This window comes from Pseudoalteromonas sp. XI10, from assembly GCF_001469895.1.
Taxonomy (GTDB): Bacteria; Pseudomonadota; Gammaproteobacteria; order Enterobacterales; family Alteromonadaceae; genus Pseudoalteromonas.
On the sequence record NZ_LOPY01000026.1, the window covers coordinates 131,066 to 156,600 of the forward strand.

Annotated in this window: 24 protein-coding genes; 5 read left to right on the top strand and 19 right to left on the bottom strand. The window is 41.0% G+C overall.

Annotated elements, in window-relative coordinates:
• Nucleotides 1-54: 54 nt before the first annotated feature.
• Genes AUR67_RS06840 through AUR67_RS21160 form a run of 3 tightly spaced genes read right to left on the bottom strand, consistent with a single transcriptional unit; the run spans nucleotide 55 to nucleotide 2,204 of the window.
• Complete coding sequence (locus tag AUR67_RS06840) at nucleotides 55-1,626, bottom strand: PepSY-associated TM helix domain-containing protein (protein WP_058584701.1); 1,572 nt, start codon at nucleotides 1,624-1,626, stop codon at nucleotides 55-57.
• The gene (locus AUR67_RS06845; protein ID WP_058584702.1) at nucleotides 1,623-1,913 is read right to left on the bottom strand and encodes a hypothetical protein; all 291 of its coding nucleotides are present in this window, start codon (nucleotides 1,911-1,913) and stop codon (nucleotides 1,623-1,625) included. The genes AUR67_RS06840 and AUR67_RS06845 overlap by 4 nt, the downstream gene beginning before the upstream one ends.
• Before the next feature lie 3 nt (nucleotides 1,914-1,916).
• On the bottom strand, nucleotides 1,917-2,204 hold the full coding sequence (locus AUR67_RS21160) for a hypothetical protein (RefSeq protein ID WP_161936933.1): 288 nt from the start codon (nucleotides 2,202-2,204) through the stop codon (nucleotides 1,917-1,919).
• Between the two features lie 153 nt (nucleotides 2,205-2,357).
• On the opposite strand from AUR67_RS21160, the gene AUR67_RS06850 reads away from it, so the two are divergent.
• The gene (locus tag AUR67_RS06850) at nucleotides 2,358-4,373 is read left to right on the top strand and encodes a TonB-dependent receptor (protein ID WP_058584739.1); all 2,016 of its coding nucleotides are present in this window, start codon (nucleotides 2,358-2,360) and stop codon (nucleotides 4,371-4,373) included.
• Between the two features lie 32 nt (nucleotides 4,374-4,405).
• Here AUR67_RS06850 and AUR67_RS06855 read toward each other — a convergent pair whose 3' ends face one another.
• The 8 genes from AUR67_RS06855 to AUR67_RS06890 form a co-directional block, all read right to left on the bottom strand.
• Nucleotides 4,406-6,082: a methyl-accepting chemotaxis protein gene (locus tag AUR67_RS06855; RefSeq protein WP_058584703.1), complete on the bottom strand. Its 1,677-nt coding sequence runs from the start codon at nucleotides 6,080-6,082 to the stop codon at nucleotides 4,406-4,408.
• A gap of 161 nt (nucleotides 6,083-6,243) precedes the next feature.
• A complete protein-coding gene (locus AUR67_RS06860; protein ID WP_058584704.1) occupies nucleotides 6,244-7,230 on the bottom strand; it encodes a Gfo/Idh/MocA family protein in 987 nt (328 codons plus the stop codon).
• A gap of 2 nt (nucleotides 7,231-7,232) precedes the next feature.
• Nucleotides 7,233-8,033: a class I SAM-dependent methyltransferase gene (locus tag AUR67_RS06865; RefSeq protein ID WP_058584705.1), complete on the bottom strand. Its 801-nt coding sequence runs from the start codon at nucleotides 8,031-8,033 to the stop codon at nucleotides 7,233-7,235.
• Between the two features lie 4 nt (nucleotides 8,034-8,037).
• Nucleotides 8,038-8,409, bottom strand: a complete 372-nt coding sequence (locus AUR67_RS06870; protein WP_058584706.1) for a hypothetical protein — start codon at nucleotides 8,407-8,409, stop codon at nucleotides 8,038-8,040.
• A gap of 54 nt (nucleotides 8,410-8,463) precedes the next feature.
• Nucleotides 8,464-8,883 carry a DUF3429 domain-containing protein gene (locus AUR67_RS06875; RefSeq protein WP_058584740.1) on the bottom strand — a complete coding sequence of 140 codons (420 nt, stop codon included), beginning with the start codon at nucleotides 8,881-8,883 and terminating at the stop codon, nucleotides 8,464-8,466.
• Between the two features lie 98 nt (nucleotides 8,884-8,981).
• The gene (locus AUR67_RS06880) at nucleotides 8,982-10,517 is read right to left on the bottom strand and encodes an AMP-binding protein (protein WP_058584707.1); all 1,536 of its coding nucleotides are present in this window, start codon (nucleotides 10,515-10,517) and stop codon (nucleotides 8,982-8,984) included.
• A 9-nt stretch (nucleotides 10,518-10,526) separates the two neighbouring features.
• Nucleotides 10,527-11,207, bottom strand: coding sequence for an SDR family NAD(P)-dependent oxidoreductase (locus tag AUR67_RS06885; RefSeq protein ID WP_082665594.1), 681 nt, complete (start codon nucleotides 11,205-11,207; stop codon nucleotides 10,527-10,529).
• Between the two features lie 97 nt (nucleotides 11,208-11,304).
• The gene (locus tag AUR67_RS06890) at nucleotides 11,305-12,324 is read right to left on the bottom strand and encodes an AraC family transcriptional regulator (RefSeq protein WP_058584709.1); all 1,020 of its coding nucleotides are present in this window, start codon (nucleotides 12,322-12,324) and stop codon (nucleotides 11,305-11,307) included.
• Nucleotides 12,325-12,472: 148 nt separating this feature from the next.
• Here AUR67_RS06890 and AUR67_RS06895 point away from each other — a divergent pair, with 148 nt between their 5' ends.
• The 4 genes from AUR67_RS06895 (at nucleotide 12,473) to ahpF (ending at nucleotide 16,538) form a co-directional block, all read left to right on the top strand.
• Entirely contained in the window at nucleotides 12,473-13,474 is a 1,002-nt protein-coding gene (locus tag AUR67_RS06895; RefSeq protein WP_058584710.1) for an NAD-dependent epimerase/dehydratase family protein, read from the top strand.
• 46 nt (nucleotides 13,475-13,520) lie between these two features.
• Nucleotides 13,521-14,024 (top strand): 2,4'-dihydroxyacetophenone dioxygenase family protein, encoded by a 504-nt coding sequence (locus tag AUR67_RS06900; protein ID WP_058584711.1) that lies wholly within the window; start codon nucleotides 13,521-13,523, stop codon nucleotides 14,022-14,024.
• A 208-nt stretch (nucleotides 14,025-14,232) separates the two neighbouring features.
• Nucleotides 14,233-14,802: an alkyl hydroperoxide reductase subunit C gene (gene ahpC / locus AUR67_RS06905; RefSeq protein WP_054553958.1), complete on the top strand. Its 570-nt coding sequence runs from the start codon at nucleotides 14,233-14,235 to the stop codon at nucleotides 14,800-14,802.
• Nucleotides 14,803-14,957: 155 nt separating this feature from the next.
• Nucleotides 14,958-16,538, top strand: coding sequence for an alkyl hydroperoxide reductase subunit F (gene ahpF / locus AUR67_RS06910; RefSeq protein ID WP_058584712.1), 1,581 nt, complete (start codon nucleotides 14,958-14,960; stop codon nucleotides 16,536-16,538).
• An 84-nt stretch (nucleotides 16,539-16,622) separates the two neighbouring features.
• Here the strand turns inward: ahpF and AUR67_RS06915 are convergent, their stop codons facing one another.
• The 8 genes from AUR67_RS06915 to AUR67_RS06950 form a co-directional block, all read right to left on the bottom strand.
• A complete protein-coding gene (locus AUR67_RS06915) occupies nucleotides 16,623-17,093 on the bottom strand; it encodes a DM13 domain-containing protein (protein ID WP_058584713.1) in 471 nt (156 codons plus the stop codon).
• A gap of 2 nt (nucleotides 17,094-17,095) precedes the next feature.
• Nucleotides 17,096-17,902 carry a substrate-binding periplasmic protein gene (locus tag AUR67_RS06920; RefSeq protein WP_058584714.1) on the bottom strand — a complete coding sequence of 269 codons (807 nt, stop codon included), beginning with the start codon at nucleotides 17,900-17,902 and terminating at the stop codon, nucleotides 17,096-17,098.
• A gap of 36 nt (nucleotides 17,903-17,938) precedes the next feature.
• A complete protein-coding gene (locus tag AUR67_RS06925) occupies nucleotides 17,939-19,564 on the bottom strand; it encodes a methyl-accepting chemotaxis protein (RefSeq protein ID WP_058584715.1) in 1,626 nt (541 codons plus the stop codon).
• Between the two features lie 199 nt (nucleotides 19,565-19,763).
• A complete protein-coding gene (locus AUR67_RS06930; protein ID WP_058584716.1) occupies nucleotides 19,764-21,962 on the bottom strand; it encodes a hypothetical protein in 2,199 nt (732 codons plus the stop codon).
• Nucleotides 21,963-22,050: 88 nt separating this feature from the next.
• Nucleotides 22,051-22,887: a patatin family protein gene (locus tag AUR67_RS06935; RefSeq protein ID WP_058584717.1), complete on the bottom strand. Its 837-nt coding sequence runs from the start codon at nucleotides 22,885-22,887 to the stop codon at nucleotides 22,051-22,053.
• A 103-nt stretch (nucleotides 22,888-22,990) separates the two neighbouring features.
• Nucleotides 22,991-23,443: an NfeD family protein gene (locus AUR67_RS06940; RefSeq protein WP_058584718.1), complete on the bottom strand. Its 453-nt coding sequence runs from the start codon at nucleotides 23,441-23,443 to the stop codon at nucleotides 22,991-22,993.
• An 8-nt stretch (nucleotides 23,444-23,451) separates the two neighbouring features.
• Complete coding sequence (locus tag AUR67_RS06945; RefSeq protein ID WP_054562473.1) at nucleotides 23,452-24,405, bottom strand: SPFH domain-containing protein; 954 nt, start codon at nucleotides 24,403-24,405, stop codon at nucleotides 23,452-23,454.
• A gap of 122 nt (nucleotides 24,406-24,527) precedes the next feature.
• The gene (locus tag AUR67_RS06950) at nucleotides 24,528-25,433 is read right to left on the bottom strand and encodes a GGDEF domain-containing protein (protein WP_058584719.1); all 906 of its coding nucleotides are present in this window, start codon (nucleotides 25,431-25,433) and stop codon (nucleotides 24,528-24,530) included.
• Nucleotides 25,434-25,535: the final 102 nt, after the last annotated feature.

Here is a 25,535-nt window from a genome sequence, read left to right on the forward strand (position 1 = left end):
CGATAAAGCAAAATTATGGGTATCAAATCGCTTTGATACCCATACTCAGAATGCTTAAACTCGACTTGCTTGTTCAAAGGCTGGCATGATGGTTTGCGTGGCCTGTTTTTGATGCTGGCGTTTGGCCATTTTAAAGAAAATAGCAGCAAATATAGCAGCGACAATGTCGACCATATAACTTGAGTAAAAGAGAGTGTTAACGTCACTTGAGGCAAGTTTTAAAAGTGTAGATAACACCATTAACGTACACAGGCTCGCTAGCATGTAAAAGCCAGCAGTGGTTGCCTTTTGTACAGGCTTTAAGAAGCTATATATTACAAAAGCAAAAAAAGCTGCGTAATAACTGTATAGGGTGGCGTAGTTTGTGTTGCTCACAATAGTAGGTAGCCATTTGGCAGCAACGAGTGTAAAAGCGACGGCTATCATTGACCCTAAACAAACGCCAATGGTGAGCCTAGCCATAAACAAGGTACTGCGTTTATTAGGATCTTTTTTGAAGCGTTTGTCTATCCACAATAGATTACCCGAATAGAATAAAAAGGCGCCAAGTAACCCCATAATGAAATAACCCCAACGACCCCAATCTCCACCATAGGTGCCAAAATGGAGTGAGAAAATACTGGCAACCATGTTACCCCACACTGCATCTTCGCCTTGCGGGTAGCTTGAGTTAACCACTTCTAGCGTGTACGGGTTCATAAATAAGTAATCGGTATCTGGTCCGCGAACTACCGCATTATTGTTACTCATCATAAACACCGCAGAAGGTGATGCCGAGTTTAAATTACTATAGCGAATGTGGATTGGCTCATAGCCGGGGGCATAGTTTTTCGCTGCAAGTACTTGCTCATCAACACGTGGTAAGTTTTCAATATGAAAACTTTGCGCTGCAGGTGTAGGGCGCTGAAACAATGGCTTACCATCATAAAATTGCGCTAAACCACCATAAATAAAATCATGAAACGCAAACACCACCACAGTAAATGCAATGACTAAATGAAAAGGTAAACTGGCGATACCGATAAGGTTATGGCTATCGAGCCAAAATCGACTAGGCCCTTTTTCTTTACGTAGTGCAAAAAAGGTTTTAACTAATGTCGGCAGTAAAATAATCACCCCAGAGACCAAAGCTAAAAAGTACAAAATACAGGCAATGCCAAGAATATAAACACCAGATTGGTCATGGCCAATTTCACCAATAAAGCCTGCTGTACGGTGTAAATAATCAACTAAATCGGCAAGTTCGTTTTCGGTTTGTGCGCTGACGTTTAATGTGCCATCAGCATTTAGGTGGGCGAAGTTAAGTTGTTTATCAAGCTCCATGCCTCGGGCATTGCCTTTGATATACCACGAAAGAGGTGCATCTTGGGTATGTAAATCGAGGTTAAAGCCTTTGGCGAGTTGCTCGCCTCGCTCATTAATCGCAGTATCTACCAGTGTTTGGTAGTCATAATTAGAGCTGGTGATTTTAGGAGCTTGTATAGGTGCTGCCCACTGCTGTATTTCGTGTTTGAACATGGTCAAACTGCCCGCATAAAAACCAATAAACAGTACTAAACCTGCAATGATGCCTGTCCATGTGTGTACACCTTGATAGGTGCGAAGAATATCCGATCTTACTTTCATGATGCACTCCTTAGCATAAAAAACACGCCATAAAGCAGCACAGTTAAGCTGCCAAGGACAAGCCACGCTTGCTTTGCTGAGTTGAACAAATAACTAAAACTAAAAATGGTTAGCCAAACAGGCGTGATCATCCACATGTTAAATTGCACTTTATCGCGAGCATCAATGCCTCCTGGGCCATACCAAGCAAAAAAAGCAACGAATATAAATGAGAGTGCCAGCCCTAAAAATGTACCTGCTAGGGTTTTTCCTAACCAAGTCGGCTGGCGTTTAGATGAGCTTGTCATGAATTATCCTTTTCTTTGCAGCAGGCTAGTAAAAGGGATCAGCATCAACATTAGCATGATGCTAAAGATGATGAAGAACACGGCTGCCGTGGTTGATAACTGTTGAAAGGCAAGAATTAGTGCGCAAACGGTTAACGTAATTGAAAGTAATCGCCATTGTTTTTTAATTGGTTTTGTTAAGAATCGCTGCTGCTTTCTGGTGCAGTAGAAAATACTGACAGCGAAAACGACCAGCAGGGTAACGGTAAAAATGAGCATAAGATTATAGTTGTAGTTGATGTTAAATGTCATTGTAAATGATAACTAAACTCAATTGCAATATCATTAAGCTTGTGTTAATTTCCTAGCGCTTTTTTATCAAACTTAATTTGTTTAATTCTAATAATCTCTTACGGGGAAAGGACATTGGCTACTGCATTTAAACTTAATTCACTCACCAAAGTTATGCTTGCATCATTACTTGTTGCACAGGGCTCAGCATGGGCTGATGACGACCAAAGCAGTCGAAAATCAATGGATACTATTGTTGTTACAGGAGAAAAAACAGAGAAGTCACTTAAAGAGACCATGTCGTCAGTGGCGGTTGTTGATAAGTCTTTACTAGAAAACGGTCAACTTGCTTCGATATCTGAAGCGCTGTCAGAAATGGCGAACGTCGTTGTGTTAACGGGCTCTGTACCAGATATGCGAGGTGTGTCAGGTAATGGTGGTGCAACGGGTTTCAACTCATTTAGTGGTGGCTCTAAGGCTCGTGTTTCAACCTTGATTGATGGTGTTAGCCAACCATTTGTAGCCGATTTAACCGGTGATACGGGTCTGTGGGATGTAGAACAAATTGAAGTTTACCGAGGGCCGCAATCAACCAGCAATGGTCGTAACAGTATTGCGGGGGCTGTCTACATGACAACCAAAGCACCAACTCAAGAATTTGAAGGGGCAGTGCGTGTCGGTTATCGCAACCAAGATAGTTACCTAGATACTGCCGCAGTGGTATCAGGGGCGTTAGTTGAAGATGTATTAGCATTTCGTTTATCGACTCAGTATGTTGATGGCGAAACGTTTTCAAATCCACCGGTATACGAAACAAATCCAACTGATCGTGAATTAAACAAGTTAAATACCAGCAGCACACGCGCTAAATTACTTTACACACCAAGCGAAGATCTTGCTGTACAGCTAACTTATTCAACTTACAGTGAAGAAGGAAATTCGGGTCGTAAATACTTTTTAGCGGATGAGCCATTTGATTATGAGCCACTATATCAACGTATTATGGATACTGAATCTGATACCACGCAAGTAAATGTTGATTACAAGATTAACGATGATTTATCGTTAGATGTTTTAGTTGCTTACATGGATTACAAATGGGGCTTTGAAGCATACGAGCCACTTGAAAGCGCAGAATCTGATGTATCAATGGATGAGAGTAATATCACAGTAGATTCCAAGCTTAACTTTGGTTTAAGCAATGATTTTTACTCAGGCTTTATTGGCCTTGCTTATTTTGACCGCGACCAAGACTTTGAAAGTGTGGGAGCAACAAACTATTACGGCGACGATAGCAGTAAATCGACCGCAGTTTATGGTGAAACAAGCTTTAACCTAAGCCGCGAATTAACATTAACAGCGGGCCTGCGTATTGAGCGTGAAGAACAATTACGTAATTTCAATATGGCATTTCGTGGTGATATGCTCGTTGAGCAACTTGATAATTCACACACACTACGTTTACCAAAGCTCGCGATTCAATATGATATTAGTGACGAAACGACGTTATTTGCCAGTGCGCGTCGTGGCTACAACGCGGGTGGTGGCGCACTCGATTTTACCGCTGAAGATTATTACTACTACGATGAAGAAACCGTTAATACCTATGAAATTGGTTCGCGCAGCGTTTTAAATAATGGCGATATGAATATTAGTGCTAATGTGTTTTACAATAACTTCAACGGTTATCAAGCGCTTAGCTCAGCACGTAAAATCACTAATATTGAAGATGCTCATAGCTATGGTTTAGAAGTTGAAGCCTACAGCATGTTGGGCGATCAGTGGCAGTTACATGGCGGTTTCGGTTTATTGAAAACTAAAATTGATGAATCATCAGCCTTTCCTGATGCCGTTGGCAATGATTTAAATTCTGCACCGGAGTTAACGGCGAGTTTAGGTCTGTCGCATTGGTTTACCGATAGTCTAAAAGTGAATTTAAGTGCCAATTATGTTGATGAGTTTTATGGCGACTTAACAAACACAGAAGAGCGTGTTGCGGGTGATTACACTATTACGCGTTTATCGATGACTTATGATACTGAACAATGGTTGATAAGTGCCTTCATCAACAATGCCTTAGATGAAGAAGCATACACCTCACAAGAACCTGTCAGTGGTCGTTACCCACAAGGCTACGTGGCTGTGGTTAACCCGCAAACTATCGGTGCATCTGTAACTTACCGATTTTAAACTAATCGCTAGTCGCTGAGCTGGATCAGCGACTAGCTTAATTTAAAGCGATTAATTTGCCCGTTTAAATTATTCGCCAAGTTAGCCAGCTTACTCGATGAGTCCGAAATGCTTTGCGTTTGTTGCTGCGACTTTCGACTGGTATCTTGTACTTCGTTTAAGCGCTGGGCGATTTCTTCTGTCACTTGAGATTGCTGCTCAGATGCAGAAGCTATGGTCATGTTTGCATCAGAAATGGCTTTTGCTTGTACGCTAATTTCATCGAGCATATGGCCCACTTTTTCTGAGTTTATCACTGCCTCTTTAATTTGATTATCGCTAGAGCGTATCCTCTGCGTCACAGCATTGGTTGCAGATTGTAATGAGTCAATTTTATCTTGGATCTCAAGAGTAGAGCTTTGCGTTCGACTAGCCAAAGTTCTTACCTCATCAGCAACAACGGCAAAACCTCGGCCTTGTTCACCTGCTCTCGCAGCTTCGATTGCGGCATTCAGTGCCAATAAATTAGTTTGTTCGGCTATATTACTGATAACACTTAAAATAACCGTGACTTCATTTACAGAGGACTCGAGTTGGTTAAGGTCTGTTAGTGATTTGGTGAGTGTATCGGCCACTGATTCAACAGAGCTAACTCCTTGTTGTACAACCTGTAGACCTTCTTGGGTTTTCTGATTAGCTGCGGTGGCACTGCTTGCCGCTTCTGCACAGTTTTGAGAGACTTCTTTAACGGCCGTTGAGTTTTCATAGACTGAGCTTGAAATCACCTCAATCGCTTGGCTTTGAATATCATTTAGCGTTTTAGCTTGCTGTGAAATTTCGTCGAGGCTTTTTGCAGCCACTTGCGCTTGCTCTGATTGATCATGTATTTCTTTAAGAAGCTGAGACAGCTTATCAACCATGATATTAAAGCTGCTCGCAAGCTGGCCTATTTCGTCATCAGCTTTGTGGTTAATATAGCGAGATAGATCCCCTTCAGAGATACGCTTAGCTTCATCAATTAAGGCATGAGTTGCTTTAATCACTTTTTTCTCTAATTGCCAGTAACACAATATCAAGGTAGCAATAATAGTCAGGACTAAAGCTGTGCTAATTAAACTTAGGGTGACAACACGGTCGTGATTGCTTTTAACTTCTGCAGCACTTTTTTCCTCGATGGAACTTAAAAATGCTTTCACGGGTTGCTGAATTTTCTCAACTTCGGCCATGTAAGCATCATTGGTTAAAAGTTCGATAGCTTGTACCCACCTTTTATGCTCACTTACGGTTAAGTTATTTGTATCACGGCCAAGTAAATCACTGACTAAGCCAAATGCTTTTTCTTCTGTTTCAACTAATTTGAGTGATAAGTCGTTGGATTTTTTCAAGAGAGCTAAATCATCAGCAGCCACATTAAACGCTCTTAAACGCTGTTCATAACTTTTCTTTTCTCCATTTAGCCAAGCTGCTTTTCCTTGAATTTGATCAACAAGCTGGTGGTATTCAGTTTCATAGCGAGGATCTAAGGTTACAACATGTTGACGAGCAAGTTCTGTAAGGTGAATCGAGTTTGAAGATGAAAACTTAGCAAGATGACTTAGTTCATAACGCTGTTGGGCCGACTCCATACTTTCATCTTGGCCTGATTGCAAAAACAAAATAATGAGGAGTAGGCCTGCAGCAAGGGCAATGGTTGCTGCGAACACAGCTCTGAGTAAAAAGCGAATAGTCAAAATATTACCCTTCTCATTAAAAGTAAATATTATTAACCATAGTACAAAAATCTAATTTCAATAAAAATTACGAGTAAGCTAATTAGAGGTCATTATTTAAGCTTGTAATTAAGGGGGCTTAAAATGACAAGGGCAGTGTCAACTGCCCTTGAATAATACATTTATTGGTCTGCGGGGTACACAACGCCAAGTTGGCTTCGCGCCTCATCAAGCACCACCATAACTTGTTTTGATAGTGTATGGGTATTTACTGAAGACTCAATTTGTCCGGCATTGGCCGCTTGAATAAAGTGGCTTACTTCATGGCGCATAAAGTGTTCATCAAATGGCTCAGAGAGTTCTTCAACCGTGCCATCGTTATCGATAAATTGCATACGCTTTAATAAAGAGACTGCTTCGATACGAATACGACCTTTTTCACCTTGGATCTCAGTAAAATTATCGCCTTGCGAGATTTTAGAATAGCTGATCACCGCTTGCTTATCAGCGTAATTTAATAATACATCGCCAGCTCCATCAACGCCGGTTTCAAGTAACACGCCGCTTGCTTTTACACTCTGAGGCGCGCCCCATAATGCGAGTAAAATATACAGCGGATAGATACCTAAATCGACTAATGCACCGTTAGCAAATTCTGGCAAGAAAGTATTTGGCCGCTCGCCATTTTTATATTTATCGTAACGTGATGAGTACTGACTATATTGACCAATATATTTGCGGGGTGTGCCAATTTTTTCGATGGCATTTTTTAAGCGTGCGAAGTTTGGTAAATGGGTGGTCATCATCGCTTCCATGTATAAGCGTTGATGTGTTTTTGCCGCCTGAATGATAGCCTCTAGTTCTTTACTGTTAGCAGCCGAAGGCTTTTCACCTAAAACATGTTTACCGGCTTTTAAACACATTACAGCATAGTCTTTGTGTAAGCTATTTGGTGCAGCAATGTATACAGCATCGACTAATGGGTCTTGGCATACTTGCTCAATATTGGTAAACACTTTTGCGTCTATAGCGTCGTGCTTTGCAAGGAAAGCCTCGCCTGTTTGCTGCTCTCGAGAGCACACACCGTATAAGGAGAATTCTTCAATTTGTTTAGCTGCACTCAGTAGTGTATCGCTTATAAAATTGGTACCTACAATCACAAAGTTCATGGTTACTCCTCGCTGTTTTGTGCAAGCCATGCTTGCCAATCCTGTTCAAACTTTTCCATTTGTTTATGTTTTTTGCTTAACAAATGTTTGTCTTCATCTTCTTGTGCCATATAAGGGCCTACTCGGCATAATGCACAGTGTTTATCACCTAAATAAGCGGGTAAAGTCAGCTTTTCAGTAATGCTATTGTCAGTTTTTTCGCTAAATACATAGGTAATGCCACTGGTGTCTTTAACGTGTTTATCGCGATCAACATTGCGAATTTTATAGCCTGGGAATAAGTTAATATCGAATGGCATTTGGCCAAGATATTGGCAAGTCAGCCCTTGATTTAAGCTGCCTTCAATATTCCATTCGCGGTAAGGTTTTACATCTTTAGAGGTGATGAAGCAGAGCATCGGGCCGTTTTTATCTAATGCGAACTGGCTTGCGTAGTCTAGGTAGCGATGCAACAAAGCACGGTTTAAAACATTCATACCACCTTGTTGGGTATTTGCTTTAAATGCAGCTTCACCTTTAAACGCTGGTATAAGTGGAAATTGAAAAATAACCACATCGAAACAAGCGCCATCTAAGCGCTGCCACGAGTCAGGATTTGTTACATCAAACTCGGTGAGTGTTTCAATGTTAAGTTGTTGCAAGGCGCTAAGGGCATTGTCGGCATATTTTTGTTCTATGATGTTTGCATCATCATAAGTTGAAGCAACAAGCTTGGCAGGTTTTATATAACGAGCAATAGAGTGCGAAAATGATAAATCACCATCGCCAACCGTTAATATGCGCCAACTAGGGTCTAAAAACATGTTGCTATTTGCCTTGTTCTGGCGTTGTTTCTTGCGCGATTTCAGGGCAAAGGGCTAAGCGAGTTTTAAGCCCTTCAATGGCTATTTGCTTAAAGATTAAGTTAAAACTAATCAATACGGCAATAACGATATGAATAGGACCATGGGTAAACCCCGCGTCTGTGTCAAAAAGCATTAAGCCGAATAACAAGAACATGGTAGCTAAAAATATTTCAATCAACTGATTTGAATATAGCTTTAAATTGCCTTGGTTTTTATGATCTTTTTTAATGTGAATCGCACAAAAAAACGGGATCACTTTTATTTTAAAGTGAACGTTTTTTTCTACGTAATTTTCGCCAAGGTGGTCTAGTTTAGCACGCAGTTGATCTATCATAGCAAGTCCTTAAAAAACTGAGCCGCGGATGTTACCGCAAACGCAAGAAAAGGGCTACTCAGGATAGATACTCATGCCAATTACAAATATGTGGCATACAAACACCACAGACGTTAAAACAAAACGCATTTTTTGATAATCAACGTGATAGGTTTGCCACTGCGGTGCGCTTTTTTCAAATAACAGCACTAACCAAAAACTTGCTGCGAGCCAGATTAGAGTCCAAGTTGCTGGTAAAAAGCTTAAAAAGCCAATCGGTAAGATAGGAATAATCGCTTTAATAGCATCAGCATGCGTTTGCTGACCTGCATGCCATAAATTGCCAGCCATAAAGGCTAAAATAGCGATGCTATAAAAAGTGAAAAAGTCTAAATTGACGGCATTACTTCCTGCAATAAGTGGCCAACCTACGCAGCCTAAAAATGGTAGTAAACCTAAGTAACCAAGTTGAATGTGATTAATAAACTTTTCCATAATGACCTTTAAACCGCTTAAATTAAAAAGCATACCTAACGGTATGCTTTATTTAATAACTATTTTATACCAGTTAGGCGGCTAAAACGATCGCTTTATTATTGGCGTAATTCTCGACGTAGAATTTTGCCAACCGTCGATTTAGGCAATTGTTCCATAAAAATGATTGATTTAGGCACTTTGTAAGCACTTAAGTTTTCGCGGCAATAGTCACTCACCTGTTGCTCATCAATCTGCTCTTTTAAAGTAATGTAGGCACAGACACGCTCACCGGTTTTTTCATCTTTTGCACCAATAACGGCTGCTTCACAGATAGCTGGGTGCTGACAAAGTACGTTTTCAACTTCGTTAGGGTACACGTTAAAGCCAGAAACAATAATCATGTCTTTTAAACGGTCTACAATTTTGTAATTACCACTTGGTAGTTTTAGACCCACATCACCGGTTTTGAAAAAACCTCGCTTCATACATTTGTCGGTTTCATCTTGGCGCTGCCAATAACCCATCATCACCTGCGGGCCTTTAACAACAATTTCGCCAGACTCACCGTCAGCAACAGGCTCGTCGTTTTCATCCCAAATTTCCACAGTCGTGTTTGAGAGTGGGCGGCCAATACTACCAATTTCTTCTTTTTTAAAGTCGTTTAAGGTTGCAACAGGCGAGGTTTCTGATAAGCCATAGCCTTCTGTGATTGTACAACCTGTGGTGTTCATCCAGGCATCAGCTGCAGCATGTGTTAAAGCTGCGCCCCCTGAAACGGTCATTTTTAGGTTTGAAAAATTCAGTGCTTTAAACCCTGGGTGCATACACAAGCCAATAAATAAGGTGTTAATACCTGAAAAGTAATTAATTTCAAATGGTTCGATTTGTTTTACTAACGCATCTAAATCACGAGGATTTGGGATCAGTACGTTAAATTGCCCCATGGCAAATAGGCCAACCATATTCACTGTAAAGGCGTAAATATGATAAAGCGGGAGCGGGCAAATACCCGTTTCTTGACCGGGCTTTAAAATATCGTCAAAGCGCTCATTCATTTGCTCGGCATTGGCTAAAATGTTGCCATGACTAAGCATCGCAGCTTTGGCAACCCCTGTGGTACCGCCGGTGTATTGTAAAACAGCAATATCGTCACTACTTGCTTGATGAGCATCAAGAGGGGCGAGTCTTTCACCTTGGCGGATGAGTTCGTTTAACGAAAATTGACCCTCTTGCAATGTTGGCTCAGCAACAGCCGCTGCAACAATAACTGTTTTGATCGACGTATCATTGATAACCGTTGCTAATTTATCGGTAAGAGCATCAAGAATAACAATGGCTTTCACATCTGCATCATTAAACTGGTGTTGCATTTCACGAGCAGTATAAAGCGGGTTGGTATTGACTATGATTAAACCTGCACGAATTGCTGCATAGGTAACAATAGGGTAATCAACAATATTAGGTAGTTGAATGGCTATTCTGTCTCCAGCAACAAGACCACTTTGTTGTTGAAACCACTGTGCCAAGTAGCGAGACTGTTGTTCAACTTGGGCATAGCTGAGTGTTTTACCCGTACTGTTATAGGCAGGAAGGTCAGCATAAGTTTGACACGTATGCTCTATTAATTGCGTTAGGTTATCATGTGTGTTCATGGGGATTCCTTAGCGTGTTGTTCTTATTAATTGTTGTTTTATGAGGCGATCCATCACAGAACCCATTATCCAATTCGGTAAGTAACGACTCATGATATAGGTTAGTTTAGATTGTAAGCCTAGGATCACCATTAATTTTTGTTTATCCAAGCTGCGCAAAATGTGTTTTGCAGTATTGGCTGGGTTTGTTATGGCTTTAGATGTTTTGCTTGCGCAAATTAAGCTGATTTTTATGTTATTTGGCTTAAATTTCTTGCGTAGCTTTTTGGCTAAAATCAAAGCGTTTGGCTCTGGCGTAAATTTAGTTGCATCAATAAGGGGGGATGTAATTGCTAGGTGGCCGTTCATGCTTAATTGTGGCGTTATTAGTGTTGCAAAGTACTGACAAGCAATACTATTTTCTTTACTTAGTTGCTCATTGGTACTGCAGCTAAAAATGGCTAAATCTGGTTTGCCTATCGCTGCGATTGCATTATTTACTTGAGTTTGCAGCGCTTCATTATCGCAGATATGCGTAGCAAAATACTCAATGTATTGGTAATCATCAGCAAGCTCACTTAACGATTGTTTTGTTTGTTCGTTGAAATGTACGTCAAATAAAGCGACATCGTCACCACGGCTAATATATTGCTTTGCCAATTCGAACCCAATGCCACTGTTGGCACCGGTAATAAACACTCTTCTTAACATTGCATGACCACTAATTAGCGAAACTAGCTAGTCAATATATATAAATTGTTAACAGAAAACTTAGCTTTAAACGACCCGTTTTTAACTTTTTACGCCATTAACTCGAGTGTGTCTTACGATAATCTTTTGGTGGGATGCCATACCAGCGCTTAAATGCGCGAGTAAATTCGCTGTAATTAGAAAAGCTTAGGATATCCGAAATGTTCGATAAACTGAGGCTAGATTCAGTTAAATATTGATGTGCCAGATTACAGCGTACATCATCAACTAATTCACGAAACGTTGTGTCATGCTTTGTTAAGTGACGCTGCAAGCTTCGAGCACTCATTGATAGCTTTTCGGCTATTAGGTTTACGCCAAATTCTTCGTGCAGTAAGTATTGTTTGATCAGTACTTCAACATGATCTGCAATATTTTCGCGTTTTGTGTCTGCTGGCTGTCCAAGCTGCTGGCTAAGTATAGAAAACAATTGCTTATCTGAGTTCTTAATAGGGAGCTTTAGGTATTTTCTTTCAAATACAATTGCTGTGTGCGCACAGTTAAATACTGGAATTTGCCCTAGCGCTTGGCGATAAACACTTTGGTTGTCATCACAGCTATGGGGAAGCTCCAAACGAGACAACTTTATTTGATCATCGGTTAACTGCTTTAATAAATTGACCCCAACGCTTAAGGCTAAGTCGGCACCATGATAAACACTCACCTTTAGGCTAGTGCGAACTAAAAAAGATAGCTTTACATAGTCTTGGTCTACTTCAAGGAGTAAGTCAGCGCTATTTTGATGAACATGATAGTACTTAGTTAAATTTTTTAGCGCCATTTCAAGGGTGTCGCAATTGCCCATCAAATAACCAACAGACCCTAAAATATTCAAGCTTTGCCAACGGCCTAACTCTAGCCCGAAATAAGGCAGGTTTAATTCTTTCGCCGTGAGCTCTAATAGCTGAATGAGTTGCTGATACTGCACAAAGTTATTGGCATCTTGTAATTGTTTTCTGTCTAAACCAACGCGCGATAATAGTGCGTCAGGGTTCACCAATTTACTTTCGATCAGTTCAATATAGCCGTGTAGAGCAGATACTCTAATAAGATCAGGTGCTTGTGTTAAACGGGGCATAGTGTGCTCTTTTTTAGTGCGTTGGCGTAAAAAGTAAAAAAAATTGCGTGAAAAGTAAAGTAATACAGGTCATTAAAGTTTAACAATGTATTAACCATTTGGCCTGCTAGCTGCAATTAAGGCTGTAACGTGCTTAGAGGAACACACAATGAACTACTCAAAAGTTTTTATTAGTGGTGGTAATGGCTTTATTGGCCGCACACTTGCGCGCTACTTTAAGGCGCATGGAGTCGATGTATGCGGCGTTGATTTAACACCCTGTGAAGAATTTAACATTGTTGCAGGTAATTTGAATGAGCCAGCGAGTTGGCGCTCATTAATGAATGACTGCGATTTAGTTATTCATACAGCGGCTATTGTTTCAAATGCGTTTAGCTATAAGCAAACATGGCAGGCGAATGTGGGTTGGACGAAAAACTTACTGGATGCAGCGGTGGTTGTAAACACAGTAAAGCGCTTTATTCAAATTTCGTCGACGGCTGTCTATGGCAGTGATTGGCAAACTGATATTAAAGAAGATGCGCCTTTGTTCCCTGATGGCAGAGCCTATAACGATTCGAAAATGATGAGCGAGCATTTATCGCTAAGCTATCACGCCAGTAAAAAACTCAATGTCACAATAATTCGCCCGGGCGATGTCTATGGGCCCGGCTCAAGGCCATGGATAGCTTACCCATTACAAGAAATCGGCAAAGGCATGTTTATGGTACCAGAGGGCATGTTTGGGCCTGTTTATATTGATGATTTAGTCAAAGGTATTTACCAAAGTGCCATGAGTGACGATGCAAGCGGTGAAATTTTTAATCTATCAGGCCCTGAGCAAGTGACTAATCAAGTTTATTTTAATTACTTGGCACAGGCACAAGGGAAAAAGCACGTCACAGTAGTGAATTTGGCTTTGGCGTTAAAGCTAACAGGGTTCATTGAGTGGTGTTATCACCTTGTTGGTAAAACCACAGATATCAATCCGTCGACCATGCGCATGCTAAGTCGTAAAAGTGCAGCGTACAGTAATGAAAAGGCGCAAAGCATTTTTGGCTATAAACCAGAATTTACCTTACAGCAAGGTATGCAACATGCATTGCAGTGGGCGTATGAACAAGGGCTATGTAAAGAAGAGCCACGCACAGATACCGCCACAGCAAATTAAAGATAACTAGTTAACTTATTGAAGCAAGTGAAAAGAGGGCACACATATGGCATTACCAGATATTATTAATCATCAAAATTTCTTACTGACTATTCATACTAATGATGAAAAGCTAATTAAAAACGCTTTACCGGGCGTGCACATTTATCCACTCATGCTCGATTCTGAAAATGGGGTATGGGTATTACGTGTTTTATTTGAGCCGGGTACGGTTTTGCCAAAGCACTTTCATACTGGTGTTGTACATTTATATACCTTGGCGGGCAGCTGGCACTACACAGAATACCCAGACGATTTACAAGTGGCTGGTAGCTATTTGTTTGAGCCAGGCGGTTCGATTCATCAATTTCAAGTACCAGCAGACAACACTGAAGTGACCGATACCTTTATGGTTGTTATGGGGTCTAACATTAACTTTGACCCAGATGGTAACTATATGAACATTATGGATGCAGGTTGGATTGAGCAAGTGATGTTAGCAGCCGCAAAAGAGCAAGGAATTGAGCCTAACTACATTAAACCAAAGAGTTTATACGGTTTTAGTAAGTAATTTTATTCCCTGAAGTGAAAGCCCTTTGTTACATAAGTGATTGAGGGCTTTATAGTTTTTGCTATTCTGTGCACTTCAATCTAAAAAACAAATCAATTTAATCTAAACAATCAATTTTATTTTAATCGCTCATACCTCTATTGTATTAATCAAGCAGACGCAAGGCTGCGTTAATTAAACATTTTTAAATACATCAATGAGGAATACTATGAGCACTTCATTAATTAACACAAAACTACAACCATTCAATGCAACAGCTTACCACAACGGTGACTTTGTAGAACTAACAGAAAAAGACGTGCTAGGTAAGTGGTCAATCTTCTTCTTCTACCCAGCAGATTTCACTTTCGTATGTCCTACAGAGCTAGGTGATGTTGCTGATTACTACGAGCAACTTCAAGAAATGGGTGTTGAAGTTTACTCAGTATCTACTGACACACACTTCACTCACAAAGCATGGCACGATACGTCTGACACAATTGGTAAAATCAAATTCCCAATGATTGGTGACCCTACAGGTCGTATTACTCGTAACTTCGGTGTGATGATTGAAGACGAAGGTCTTGCTCTTCGTGGTACATTCGTAATGAACCCTGAAGGCGAAATCAAAGTAATCGAAACTCACGACTTAGGTATCGGCCGTAGTGCGAAAGAGTTAGTACGTAAAGTACAAGCTGCACAGTACATTGCTAACCACGATGGTGAAGTATGTCCTGCATCATGGCAGCCAGGTGAAGAGACACTTGCTCCTTCACTAGACCTAGTTGGCAAAATCTAATTTGCCACTGCATTAAACGATAGCAAAGCTTTGCTTTGCTATCTCAATGCAACCTTAATTGCCCATCACAACTCACATTAAGCACATTAGCGGGTGGTGGGCAGTTATATTTAAAATTTTTCTAGATTATTTATTCTGAACTCAAGGGCTAAGCCATGTTAGATACGAATATCAAAAACCAATTAACAAGCCACTTTGCTTCTATTACCAGCCCTGTTGAGCTGCTTATCGCCTTGGATGACAGCAATAAATCAACAGAACTTAAAAACTTAGCAAACGATTTAGCTTCGTTAAGCGACAAATTCTCGGTGCGAGATAACCCTAACCAAGACGTACGTCGTCCGTCTATGGTGGTATCTTCACCTATTAACAATACGCAAATCACATTTGCGGGTGTGCCTATGGGCCACGAATTCACCAGTTTGATCCTTGCTCTACTGCATACAGGCGGTCATCCAAGCAAGGCAACAGAGACTGAAATTGAACAAATTAAATCATTGCCTGGGCCGCTTAACTTTGAAGTGTATATCTCATTAAGTTGTCAAACATGTCCGCAAGTAGTGCAAGCACTTAACTTGATGGCGGCACACAATGAAAATATTACGGCTACGATGATTGATGGCGCCTTGTTCCAAGACGAAGTGAACGAGCGTAATGTGTTAGCAGTACCGGCTGTGTACTTAAACGGTGAGTTATTCAGTCAAGGCGCTGTAAACTTGACCGACATTCTAAATAAAGTAGATACCAAAGCGGCTGCACGCCAAGCCGAAGCACTGAACGATAAAGAGTTATTCGATGTACTTGTTGTTGGTGGTGGCCCAGCAGGCGCTTCTGCGGCAATTTATTCAGCACGTAAAGGCTTAAATACGGGTGTGGTTGCAGAGCGTTTTGGTGGTCAGGTTTCAGACACATTAGCAATTGAAAACTTTATATCAGTTAAAGCGACCGAAGGTCCTAAATTGGTTGCACAACTTGAAGAGCACGTAAAAGAATACGACGTTGATGTTATGCAAAACCAACGTGCGGCATCGCTTACTAAGCAAGATAATTATCAAATTACGCTAGAAAATGGCGCGGTTTTAAATGCTAAATCAGTGGTATTAGCAACCGGTGCACGCTGGCGTGAAATGAATGTGCCAGGGGAGAAAGAGTATCGCGGTCATGGCGTTGCTTACTGTCCTCACTGTGATGGTCCGTTATTTAAAGGCAAAGCGGTAGCAGTAATCGGCGGTGGTAACTCAGGTATTGAAGCTGCAATTGACCTTGCAAACATTGTTGAGCATGTCACCGTGCTGGAGTTTGCTGATACCTTACGTGCTGATGAAGTACTTATTCGTAAAGCAAATAGCTTAAACAACATTACTATTATCAAAAACGCGCAAACGACTGAAGTTGTTGGTGATGGTAAACGAGTAACAGGCTTAAGCTACATTGACCGCATCTCTGGCGATGAAAAATCACTTGAGCTTGCAGGTATCTTTGTGCAAATCGGCTTGGTGCCAAACACTGAGTGGTTAAAAGATTCAGCGTTATCACTGACTCGCTTTGGCGAAATCGAAATTGATAGCAAAGGTGCAACATCATTACCGGGTGTTTACGCTGCAGGTGATGCAACAACAACGCCGTTTAAGCAAATCATTATTGCCATGGGCAGTGGTGCAACGGCAAGCTTAGGTGCATTTGATTACTTAATTCGCCACAGCGATGAGACTCAAAGCACAGAAGATGCAGCTTAATGACTCTTGATTAGGCAGCTCACACCCATAGCTGCCGCTTTAAAGCCGCCCTCTCCAAAGGCGGCTTTGTTTTTATTAATCCAGCTACTGATACTGTGCTGCGGTTATAAATTCCTCAAAACTTTCACACCAAATAACTACTGTATTGTAATCACTGACATCGATACCTTGTGGTACAACTAATTTAAAACCATTGAACGAACGCACTCCTGCAACACGCTGCATTGTGCCTTTTTGTGCTAAAAAATCGGCTTCGTTATCAATAAAGTTTCGCGATAGATAAAGTTGATAGTCAGGTCCAGGTGATAACGTGCCCTGCATAGAAATAGCATCATTCGTTAGATACACCTTGCCATCACCATAATGCAATCGATCTGAGCCTTTGAGGTCGGGCTTAAACGTTGCACTAAACTGCGATCGACCTTGGTGCTGCTTTAAAATAGCAATATCGGGTGCTGGTTGTTCAGTTAAAATAGGTAAACTGTACACTCCAGCTATAAAACCCGCAGCAAAAATCGCCAATGTCATAATGATAATTAGCAGCGCTTTTAGCATGCTTACTCCTTATTTTTTAGCGTTATGATGTGACGTTGCTTTAAATAAAATTGTTTTTCAACATCACCAAAGTATTGCAAATAGAGCTTCTCAAGTTCACCTGATTGCTGCAGTTTTTGCATACCTTGTTCTAGTATATTTCTAATATGTTGATTCTCTTTGCTTAAGTAAAAGTAATAGTCGCTGGGGTATTGCAACATAATGTTTGGCGCAATGACAAAATTGAACTGTTTTAGTCTATTCAGTTCGGTGCCAATTGCCAGTACTGAGCGTGGAAAGTAATCACCGAGTCCTGTTTCAAGGGCTTTTACCATCCCTGGGTAATCAAGCTCGCCATTGACCGTTAAACCATTGTTTTTCAGTACGGTATAATCGGACCAACTTTGTTGTTGCAGGCCAACCAAGGGAGTTAATTCAGCAAGGGTTTCGATGTTGCTAAACTTTTCTTGGTCTTCATGACGAATAATTAGTAAGCGCTGGCCATGTAAGCCCTTGTAGAGAGGAATAGTCGTTCTGACTAATGAATCAACTTGCTCGTGAGGTAAAGAAAGCCATGCTAAGGTAATCGTTTTATTATGACTCAGCTGCTCTATAATACGTTTATTATTCATTGGTTTAACATTGTATAGCAGCACTACATCCACATCCATTGCGGCAAAGCTTTGGTCGAGAATATCGTGAATATATTGGTTTTTTACCGCATCGGTATAATTTGGCTTTGCAAGCTGTATAACAATTTGTTCATGGCAAAAGGCTTGTAGACTCAACAGAGCAAACGTCATTAGCAAGATTATTATTGCCCTGTTCATTAATTTAAGTCCTTTTTTGAGCGCAGGTTTATACGATTATACTTTGAAAACATGTACCTGCTGTTGTAAACGCGAAGCCAATGAGGCCAGTTCTTGGCTGGCTTGTGCATTTTGTTGCGAGCTTTCGCTAACCAATGAAATGCTACTACTAAATTCATTAATATTACAACTAAGTTCGTTAGCAACAGTGGTTTGCTCATCGGTTGCGGTGGATACTTGGTTGTTCATATCGGCGATAAGTGCCATTTCTTGAGTAATTTCAGTCAGTAATTGTGATGAGCGTTCTGCGTATTCAACACTTTGTTTAGCACTTTCGTCAGCATTACCCATGGCGGTCACTGCTTGCTGCGCCATTGTTTGTAGTTTACTGATCATTTCGTTAATACTGGCCGTAGCTTTTTGCGTGTTGTGCGCAAGCTGCCTTACTTCATCGGCTACTACTGCGAAACCGCGACCCGATTCACCTGCGCGTGCCGCTTCAATAGCAGCATTTAAAGCGAGTAAATTGGTTTGTTCTGCAACACCTTGGATCATCATTACCACTTGATTGATATCGGTTGACTGTGTATTTAACTCATTGATTAATTTTGTATTCGCGTTAACGATATGTGAAAGACGGTTTATTGAATCGATATTTTCTTGCACAGACTGCTGACCCAGCTTGGCTGTTTTATCAGTGTGAGTGGCTTTTTCTGATGTTGATAATGCATTTGCAGCAACTTGCTCAATAGCACTACTCATTTGCGTTATGGCAGTAGCAATCATTGCTGATTGATGTTCTTGCTCTGTGGCTGTGCTTGCAACTTGGTCGCTAATTGAGTTCATTTGCTCAGCTGCAGATGAAAGGGTGAGTGTTGCACTGGTTACATCATTTACTAAGGCATGAATGCGCTCCATCATGGCATTAAAGTGATGTGCTGCTTGGGCTATTTCGTCATTACCATGGGTTGTTGCACGCAGACGTAAGTCGGCATTTTCTGAGATAGAGCCTATCGTTTCACTAAGCGATAACAATGGGTTATGAATAGAGCGGTATATAATAAAGGCAATTGCCAACAGCAGTATAATCAATATTGTAATCGAGGCAGTCATTGCAATACTAACCTGAGCAAAATCTTTATCTGCGGCGTTTTTAAACTTGTTAGCCTCATTGATTTGTAAGCTTATTAGCCCTTGATAGCTTTCACTGAGTGGGTCAAACACATCGTAAAGACTTTTTACGAACACCTCGTTAGGTACTGCTTTAAGCTGGTTACTTTTAACTTGGGTTAAAAACGTGCTTAGTTCGCTTTCTACTACAGCGAGATTCTTTTCCACGATATTAACTAAGCGCTGCTCTTCTGTGGTTAGCTTGGTCCCTAAGTAGCTTTTCCATTTGCTATCAGCAACATTTTTTGCATTTTCAACGGCGGCTAGAAAGTCAGTTTTTGAAATTTGTTCAGCGCGGTATTTATGGAATAGATCAACAATACTAACCGCGTAATTGTCCGATACTGTTTTTATCTGCTCAAGGGGGATGACTCTATCGTCATACAAACTGTCGATGCCTTTTACCATGTTCGACATAATAGACATTGTAAAAATAGAGGTGATCACAAAAACTGTAACCGGTAACAAAGCCAAGACGGCTAATCGCGTACGAACGGTGTAGTTATTTAACATGAGCGTGCAAATTTTTGTAAGGACTTAGTATTAAAGCTAATAGAGAAATGGTTTTAAGCAAGTTTTTGCAATTGTTTTGCTGGCTTTTTCTTGAGATACATATCTATTACGACTTAAAGGTAGCCACAGAGGGCGTTACCTTTGGTTAAGATAACAAAGCCAATATTTACACTGGCTTTGTTTTGTTCCTGTTTTTACATCAATGGCCGCGATTAGGCATTTGCCGAGGCATTTGTCTTTGTGTATTACGGCGCATTTGTTGGCGCTGCATACCTTGCTGACGTGCTCTATTTGCCCTATTTAATTGCTGCATACGATTTTGTTGCCTATTTTGAGTGTGCTGGCGTTGCTGTAATGTTTGCTTCGCTTTACTTTTATCTATGCTTTGCAATTTATTTTGCACTTGTTGGCGGTCAATATTTTGTGCTCGATCTTTGATTTGTTGCTGTTTATCGGTAGGTAATGTTTGCCATTTACCTTCAACACGTTGTTGCCATTTATCGGCATCACGCTTGAGCACGTTACCTTTTTGATCCGCAAACACGTTGTTTGCTTTATCGCGTTGGCTGATGGCTGTTTTTAAATCGCGTTTCACTTGCTGCTTTGAAGCGAGACGAGACTTACTCTGATCGCGTTTATAAATATTATGCCTTGGTTGCTTATTATGGTGGCCAGGTTTATGACCGACATTAATTTTGTTACCAATATTGATATTGCCATTATTAATAATAACTGGGCCGCGGTAACCACCGCCATACCAGCCATTACAGCAATGATAAGGTCGATAATGGGTTGGCCATCCAACATTCCAATTCATACCTAGATTTAAAAAACCATTGCTCCAACTTAAGCCAAACGACCAACCCGTCCAGTTGTTATAGCCAATATTAAAACCCCAAGTTGGTGGGCGAGGGTAGTAGTAGCCACCGCCCCAGTATGGTGGGTAGTACCAACCTGTACCATACACTGGCACGCCATAATAAGGGTATGACCACATGTAACCTGGGTAATAACCAACATACACCACTTCAGGAGTTGACTCGTATATCTCGACATAAGTGACGTTGTAAACGGGGGAACTTGGAGGAATTTTTGCGATGTCATCTTTTGGAATGCTATCAGCAACAAGCCAAGGGCCTTGTGCGGAGTCTGCCTTAAACCACACTGCATTATCGACTGCATAATATTTGCCTTTAATTTGCAGCACTTGTGCATCGGTATTAATGGCATAAGAAACCTGCGTGCCCGGGATCCGTTCAAATTTAGGTTTGCCATCATAATACACAGTTAAACTCGTATCTTTACGGCTAATAGCCGCTGTTTGCGGCACTTTTGCATCTAATACAGCTTCATCAGCTTCTTCAGTGCCAGCAACTGAAACTCTGAGACCCCCTAAATCTGATTCAGGTGGAATATTGGCAAAGCTTTCTGGTAGTTCGTCGCCACGTACAAAGGTCCATGGGCCTGTTTGTTGTTTTGCGCGATACCAGCGTCCAGATAACAAGACGTACATGTTATTCGTTTGCATTTCACGTAGCCACGGGGTTTCAGTGTTAAACACATACATGAGCTCGCCACCTGTTAAGCTTTTCCATTTAGCTGCGCCATCAGTTGCAATAAGTTCGGTGGGTTTAGTTGTAACAACAATGGCTGGTGGCGCACTTAGATCTGAGCTTTCGGTATCTTTAGGAAGCATTTTTACAAGTTCAGCCGGTGGCGACTGAGTATAGTCATAAGGCCCTTTGGCTTGTTTTGCCTGATACCAAAATTGCCCATCGGTGAGATAACATAGTTTGCTTTTGCTATCTTTAATCACTGTCATGGCGGTGTTTAAAGCGCGCTCATATTGGCTGTTTTCAATTTTACTAAACTTAGGTTCACCATCAAAACTCAATAATACCGACAGTTGCTCTTTGAAAATAATCGTTGGAGGGTCGGTTTTTAACTGCGTTAAACTTTGTTCTGCTGCTTCTGCACTTTCAAGGCTGGCGGTGAGTTGTGAAAGCGAGGTTTCGAATTGACTGGTTTTTATTGCTTCATTAACGACAGCAGTAAATTTTTGTTCGCTTGCATCTTTTGACTCAGGCCAGCGTACATCGGTGACAGTCATATTGCGAACGGTGACGGTATCGTTTTCGCGATCAGTATCTAATTTAGCTCTAAACCAAAATACGCCAAACACAGCGTCACTACCTGAAACCGAAAATGACATTGCTGCACGGGCTGTTAAAGTATTACCGTTTAGTTTCTCGGGTTGTGGCTGGTAAACAATGAGTGTGCCTTGTGATGTTTGCACTTGTTGAGGCCATTCAATAGCTTGGCTAAAAAATGAAAATAAACACAGAGTAGAGAGTATTAAAACCCTGCAGGCAATAATAAAAGGTAGGGGGAGTTTCATGGTCAATCCTTGGCTAACATAACTCTTTAAAGTATAGCCAATGACATCGAAAACGCTTAAAAATTGTTCCTGTTTTTAAAGCGTTAGCTTAAGCAACTTGAGTTAAAAAATTTGAGCCCGCATTTAAACCCATTTCATAGCCCGCACTGAGTTTTTCAAATGATTTGGTTGTTCGACCAACTGCAAAGTTGGGTGGCGGTGCAATAATATTAATTTTACAATCGCTTGGTGGGTTGGTAATAAAATCAATGCTTTGATTGTAATTTTCTGCGCGTCTTAAGGTGGCTTCTGCTAATGCAGGGGTGTTTTTATAAAGGCGTTTAACGAACCAAGGCGCTTTTGAAGGCTTTTTCTTATAGCCAAGAGGCTGAGATAAAATAACGGTGATTTCTTTATTACCCATCTCGTATGCTTTACGAATAGGAATAGAATCTGCCACGCCGCCATCAGTGAGGTGTAAATTGTCGATAACAGGAAATTCTCGATAAGCAATCGGCAGCGCACATGAGGCTTTTAATTGCTCTTCAAGATGAACCGCATTTGCTTTTAAGTATTCTGCCTGTCCAGTTTGTATATTGGTTGTGACTATATAAAATTCACTGGCTTGTTTTTCGAAGGTGTCGAGATCTAGACGAATATCACGGATGGTTTCTTGCCACAGCCAGTCTAAATCAAACAGGTGGCCACCTTTAATAAAGCGAATAAAATCGATGAACTCTGGTCGGCAAGAGTAATCGGTGATCACTGCATGGTTACGTTTGTATTGGGCGCACAAATAAGCGGCAATGTTAGTGGCTCCGGCAGAAACACCATAGCATTGATTAAAAGGTTGGTAATTAGCTTGAATAAAAGCATCCAGAACGCCAGTGGCAAAAATGCCACGCATTGCACCACCTTCTACAACGAGAGCCTTGTTATTGTTCATTTTCGCAACCTTGCTTGTAACCGTGAGTGCTTCTAACCATAGCAAACACGGTTACAAAACTAAATAGAGTTTTGACTCTAAATAAGGTTTGATTCTTGCTGAGTTATACTGCCTCTACCCAAAGTACGCCAACTTGTTTGTCGGTTACTTTTACTGTGCTACCAGCAGCAATGGGAGACTGACTTTTTAATTGCCATGTAATACCCGAATACTGATGTGTGGTTAACCCTTTATCATCAACATTGGCATTAACGACAAAGGTAAGCTCAGCAAAATCGCTATGTATCGGCTTAGTATCGGTTTTATCCTGCATGCGTTTGAGAGGTTTCCAAAGCACGAGAGCAAAACCAAGAGTAAACACGATATTGCTCCAAAGCGCGGTAGTGTAACTCGTATCAAGTAGACCTATATTCATTAGTAAGCCACTGGCAAATAAAGATAAGCCTAAAAACAGTAATACATAGGTACTCATACCCAGTACAGCAACTTCAACAATTAGCGCGATAACACCTATAATCATCAGAGCTTCGGCTAAATGGGTATCTAAAAATGCCATCAGCCCACCTAACTTTGTTGCTTTTTATTCAAAGAGTTAATAATAGACATACCTTGAGCTACAAGCGAGCTTGCGTCAGTACCACTTTCAGGAAGTAATACCACAGATGACTCACGAGCAATGGCTTCTTTAGCGGCAATGGCTTTAGTGGCTAGGTCGAGTTGAATTGCTTTTTGGCCTTGTTCGGTGTCAGCGGCTTCACCTACTTTACGTAGTGCATCTGCTTGTGCTTCAGCAACGGCGATAATCGCTTTCGCTTCACCTTCAGCGCGTAAAATTTGCTCGGCTTTTTCAGCTTCGGCAGCAAGGACTTGGGCTTGCTTTTTACCTTCAGCCACGTTGATGGCAGACTGACGGTCACCTTCAGACTCTAAAATTTGCGCACGTTTTACACGCTCAGCTTTCATTTGTGCTTCCATGGCTTCCATTACAGAATTAGGTGGCACAATATCTTTAATTTCGTAACGTAGAACCTGAATACCCCAAGGCTCAGATGCTTGGTTAATCGCGGTAACTATGTTGGTGTTTAACATGTCGCGCTCTTCAAAGGTTTTATCTAGTTCCATTTTACCAAGTTCAGAACGCATCGTTGTTTGCGATAGCTGAGTAACTGCAAATACATAGTCATCAACACCATACGTAGCTTTATACGGGTCAAGCACGCGGAAATACAGCACACCATCGACGATAAGCGAGATATTATCTTTGGTGATAGCAGACTGCGAAGGCACATCTTGCGCTTGTTCTTTTAAGCTGCGGTCAGCGGCAATACGGTCGATAAATGGCACAATAAAGTTTAAGCCGGCTTCTTTGGTCGAATGGTACTTACCAAAACGCTCGATTAACCAGGCACGATTTTGCGGCACAAATTTAACGCTACTTTTTAGTAGCACTAAAACAAAAATTAGAAGAAAGACTTCTACATTTAACAACAGGTCTAAAATGCTAGAAACGGGGTCCATGTACTTTCCTTAATACAATTAATATTATTTTTCACTGCTCAGATTACCACCACAAAGCAAAGCACGCTATTGATTTGTAATCGTTACCTATTTAAGTACAGTTTTATTCTTTATGCATTGTATTAATAATTCAGTGCATGTTTTATCAAATACATGTGTTGATCAGCTTGCGCCACAATTTCATCGGCTGTTTTTTGTGTACCTAAAAACATGGTGACGCCAACACTGGCTGAGCCCTTATAGTTAAGATCTTGGTGAATAAACTCAACTTCGATGGCTGTTTGCAGTTTATCGGCAACGCGATAGGCATTTTGTTTGGCTGTTTGCTCATTTCGGCCTAGCCCTTCAAGTAATACAACAAACTCATCGCCACCAATGCGGGCTAAACAGTCTTTTTCGCGCACAACGGTTTTCATTCTTTCAGCAATCTCAACAAGATAAGCGTCGCCGGTATTGTGGCCATATTGATCGTTTAATTTTTTAAACTTATTAAGGTCGATAAATATTACGGCACCATAGTTTTGGTCGCGCTTGCTCATTTGTAACGCAAGCGATAAGCGAATATAAAAATAGCGGCGGTTTAAAAGTTCAGTTAGCGGGTCGGTGGAGGCAGCGTAGAGGAGTTGTTCTTCAAGGTGTTTTCGTTCGGTAATGTCTGTTGCAATACCTAAAATGCCGATGACTTTGTTAGGCTCTGTGTCGCAAATAATAGGGGTTTTCACTTCCCAGAAAATATATTGGTGTCCGTCGGGAAAGGTAAGCTCAACTTCTTCACGGGTCCGCTCACCGCTGAGCACCCGCTTGTCTATTTTGGCTAGCTTTTTTACGTCAGGAACCGGGAAAAAGTCCACATCACTTCTATGATGTAATTCTTGCTCAGAGCAAGCAAATAAACCCAAGGTAAGCTTATTAGCATAAACGTAATGCCCGAGCTCATTTTTTATGTAAACGTATGCGGGTACGTTATCAAGTGCAAACTTTAATTCAGCAACATGAACGGGCAATTTAGAGTTATTAAGTTCGGCCACAATATGTCCCTATATAACAAGCCATAAGTTGATAGTGAACGAAAATATCTTATTAAACAAGACTGACCACAGAGCAAAAAATATAACTAATGATTTAGGTAT

What these genes read in the sequence shown, in the direction of transcription:
- AUR67_RS06840 (WP_058584701.1), bottom strand. Translation starts at nt 1,626, where the DNA reads ATGAAAGTAAGATCGGATATTCTTCGCACCTATCAAGGTGTACACACA.
- AUR67_RS06845 (WP_058584702.1), bottom strand. Translation starts at nt 1,913, where the DNA reads ATGACAAGCTCATCTAAACGCCAGCCGACTTGGTTAGGAAAAACCCTA.
- AUR67_RS21160 (WP_161936933.1), bottom strand. Translation starts at nt 2,204, where the DNA reads ATGACATTTAACATCAACTACAACTATAATCTTATGCTCATTTTTACC.
- AUR67_RS06850 (WP_058584739.1), top strand. Translation starts at nt 2,358, where the DNA reads ATGCTTGCATCATTACTTGTTGCACAGGGCTCAGCATGGGCTGATGAC.
- AUR67_RS06860 (WP_058584704.1), bottom strand. Translation starts at nt 7,230, where the DNA reads ATGAACTTTGTGATTGTAGGTACCAATTTTATAAGCGATACACTACTG.
- AUR67_RS06865 (WP_058584705.1), bottom strand. Translation starts at nt 8,033, where the DNA reads ATGTTTTTAGACCCTAGTTGGCGCATATTAACGGTTGGCGATGGTGAT.
- AUR67_RS06870 (WP_058584706.1), bottom strand. Translation starts at nt 8,409, where the DNA reads ATGATAGATCAACTGCGTGCTAAACTAGACCACCTTGGCGAAAATTAC.
- AUR67_RS06875 (WP_058584740.1), bottom strand. Translation starts at nt 8,883, where the DNA reads ATGGAAAAGTTTATTAATCACATTCAACTTGGTTACTTAGGTTTACTA.
- AUR67_RS06880 (WP_058584707.1), bottom strand. Translation starts at nt 10,517, where the DNA reads ATGAACACACATGATAACCTAACGCAATTAATAGAGCATACGTGTCAA.
- AUR67_RS06885 (WP_082665594.1), bottom strand. Translation starts at nt 11,207, where the DNA reads ATGTTAAGAAGAGTGTTTATTACCGGTGCCAACAGTGGCATTGGGTTC.
- AUR67_RS06890 (WP_058584709.1), bottom strand. Translation starts at nt 12,324, where the DNA reads ATGCCCCGTTTAACACAAGCACCTGATCTTATTAGAGTATCTGCTCTA.
- AUR67_RS06895 (WP_058584710.1), top strand. Translation starts at nt 12,473, where the DNA reads ATGAACTACTCAAAAGTTTTTATTAGTGGTGGTAATGGCTTTATTGGC.
- AUR67_RS06900 (WP_058584711.1), top strand. Translation starts at nt 13,521, where the DNA reads ATGGCATTACCAGATATTATTAATCATCAAAATTTCTTACTGACTATT.
- ahpC (WP_054553958.1), top strand. Translation starts at nt 14,233, where the DNA reads ATGAGCACTTCATTAATTAACACAAAACTACAACCATTCAATGCAACA.
- ahpF (WP_058584712.1), top strand. Translation starts at nt 14,958, where the DNA reads ATGTTAGATACGAATATCAAAAACCAATTAACAAGCCACTTTGCTTCT.
- AUR67_RS06915 (WP_058584713.1), bottom strand. Translation starts at nt 17,093, where the DNA reads ATGCTAAAAGCGCTGCTAATTATCATTATGACATTGGCGATTTTTGCT.
- AUR67_RS06920 (WP_058584714.1), bottom strand. Translation starts at nt 17,902, where the DNA reads ATGAACAGGGCAATAATAATCTTGCTAATGACGTTTGCTCTGTTGAGT.
- AUR67_RS06925 (WP_058584715.1), bottom strand. Translation starts at nt 19,564, where the DNA reads ATGTTAAATAACTACACCGTTCGTACGCGATTAGCCGTCTTGGCTTTG.
- AUR67_RS06930 (WP_058584716.1), bottom strand. Translation starts at nt 21,962, where the DNA reads ATGAAACTCCCCCTACCTTTTATTATTGCCTGCAGGGTTTTAATACTC.
- AUR67_RS06935 (WP_058584717.1), bottom strand. Translation starts at nt 22,887, where the DNA reads ATGAACAATAACAAGGCTCTCGTTGTAGAAGGTGGTGCAATGCGTGGC.
- AUR67_RS06940 (WP_058584718.1), bottom strand. Translation starts at nt 23,443, where the DNA reads ATGGCATTTTTAGATACCCATTTAGCCGAAGCTCTGATGATTATAGGT.
- AUR67_RS06945 (WP_054562473.1), bottom strand. Translation starts at nt 24,405, where the DNA reads ATGGACCCCGTTTCTAGCATTTTAGACCTGTTGTTAAATGTAGAAGTC.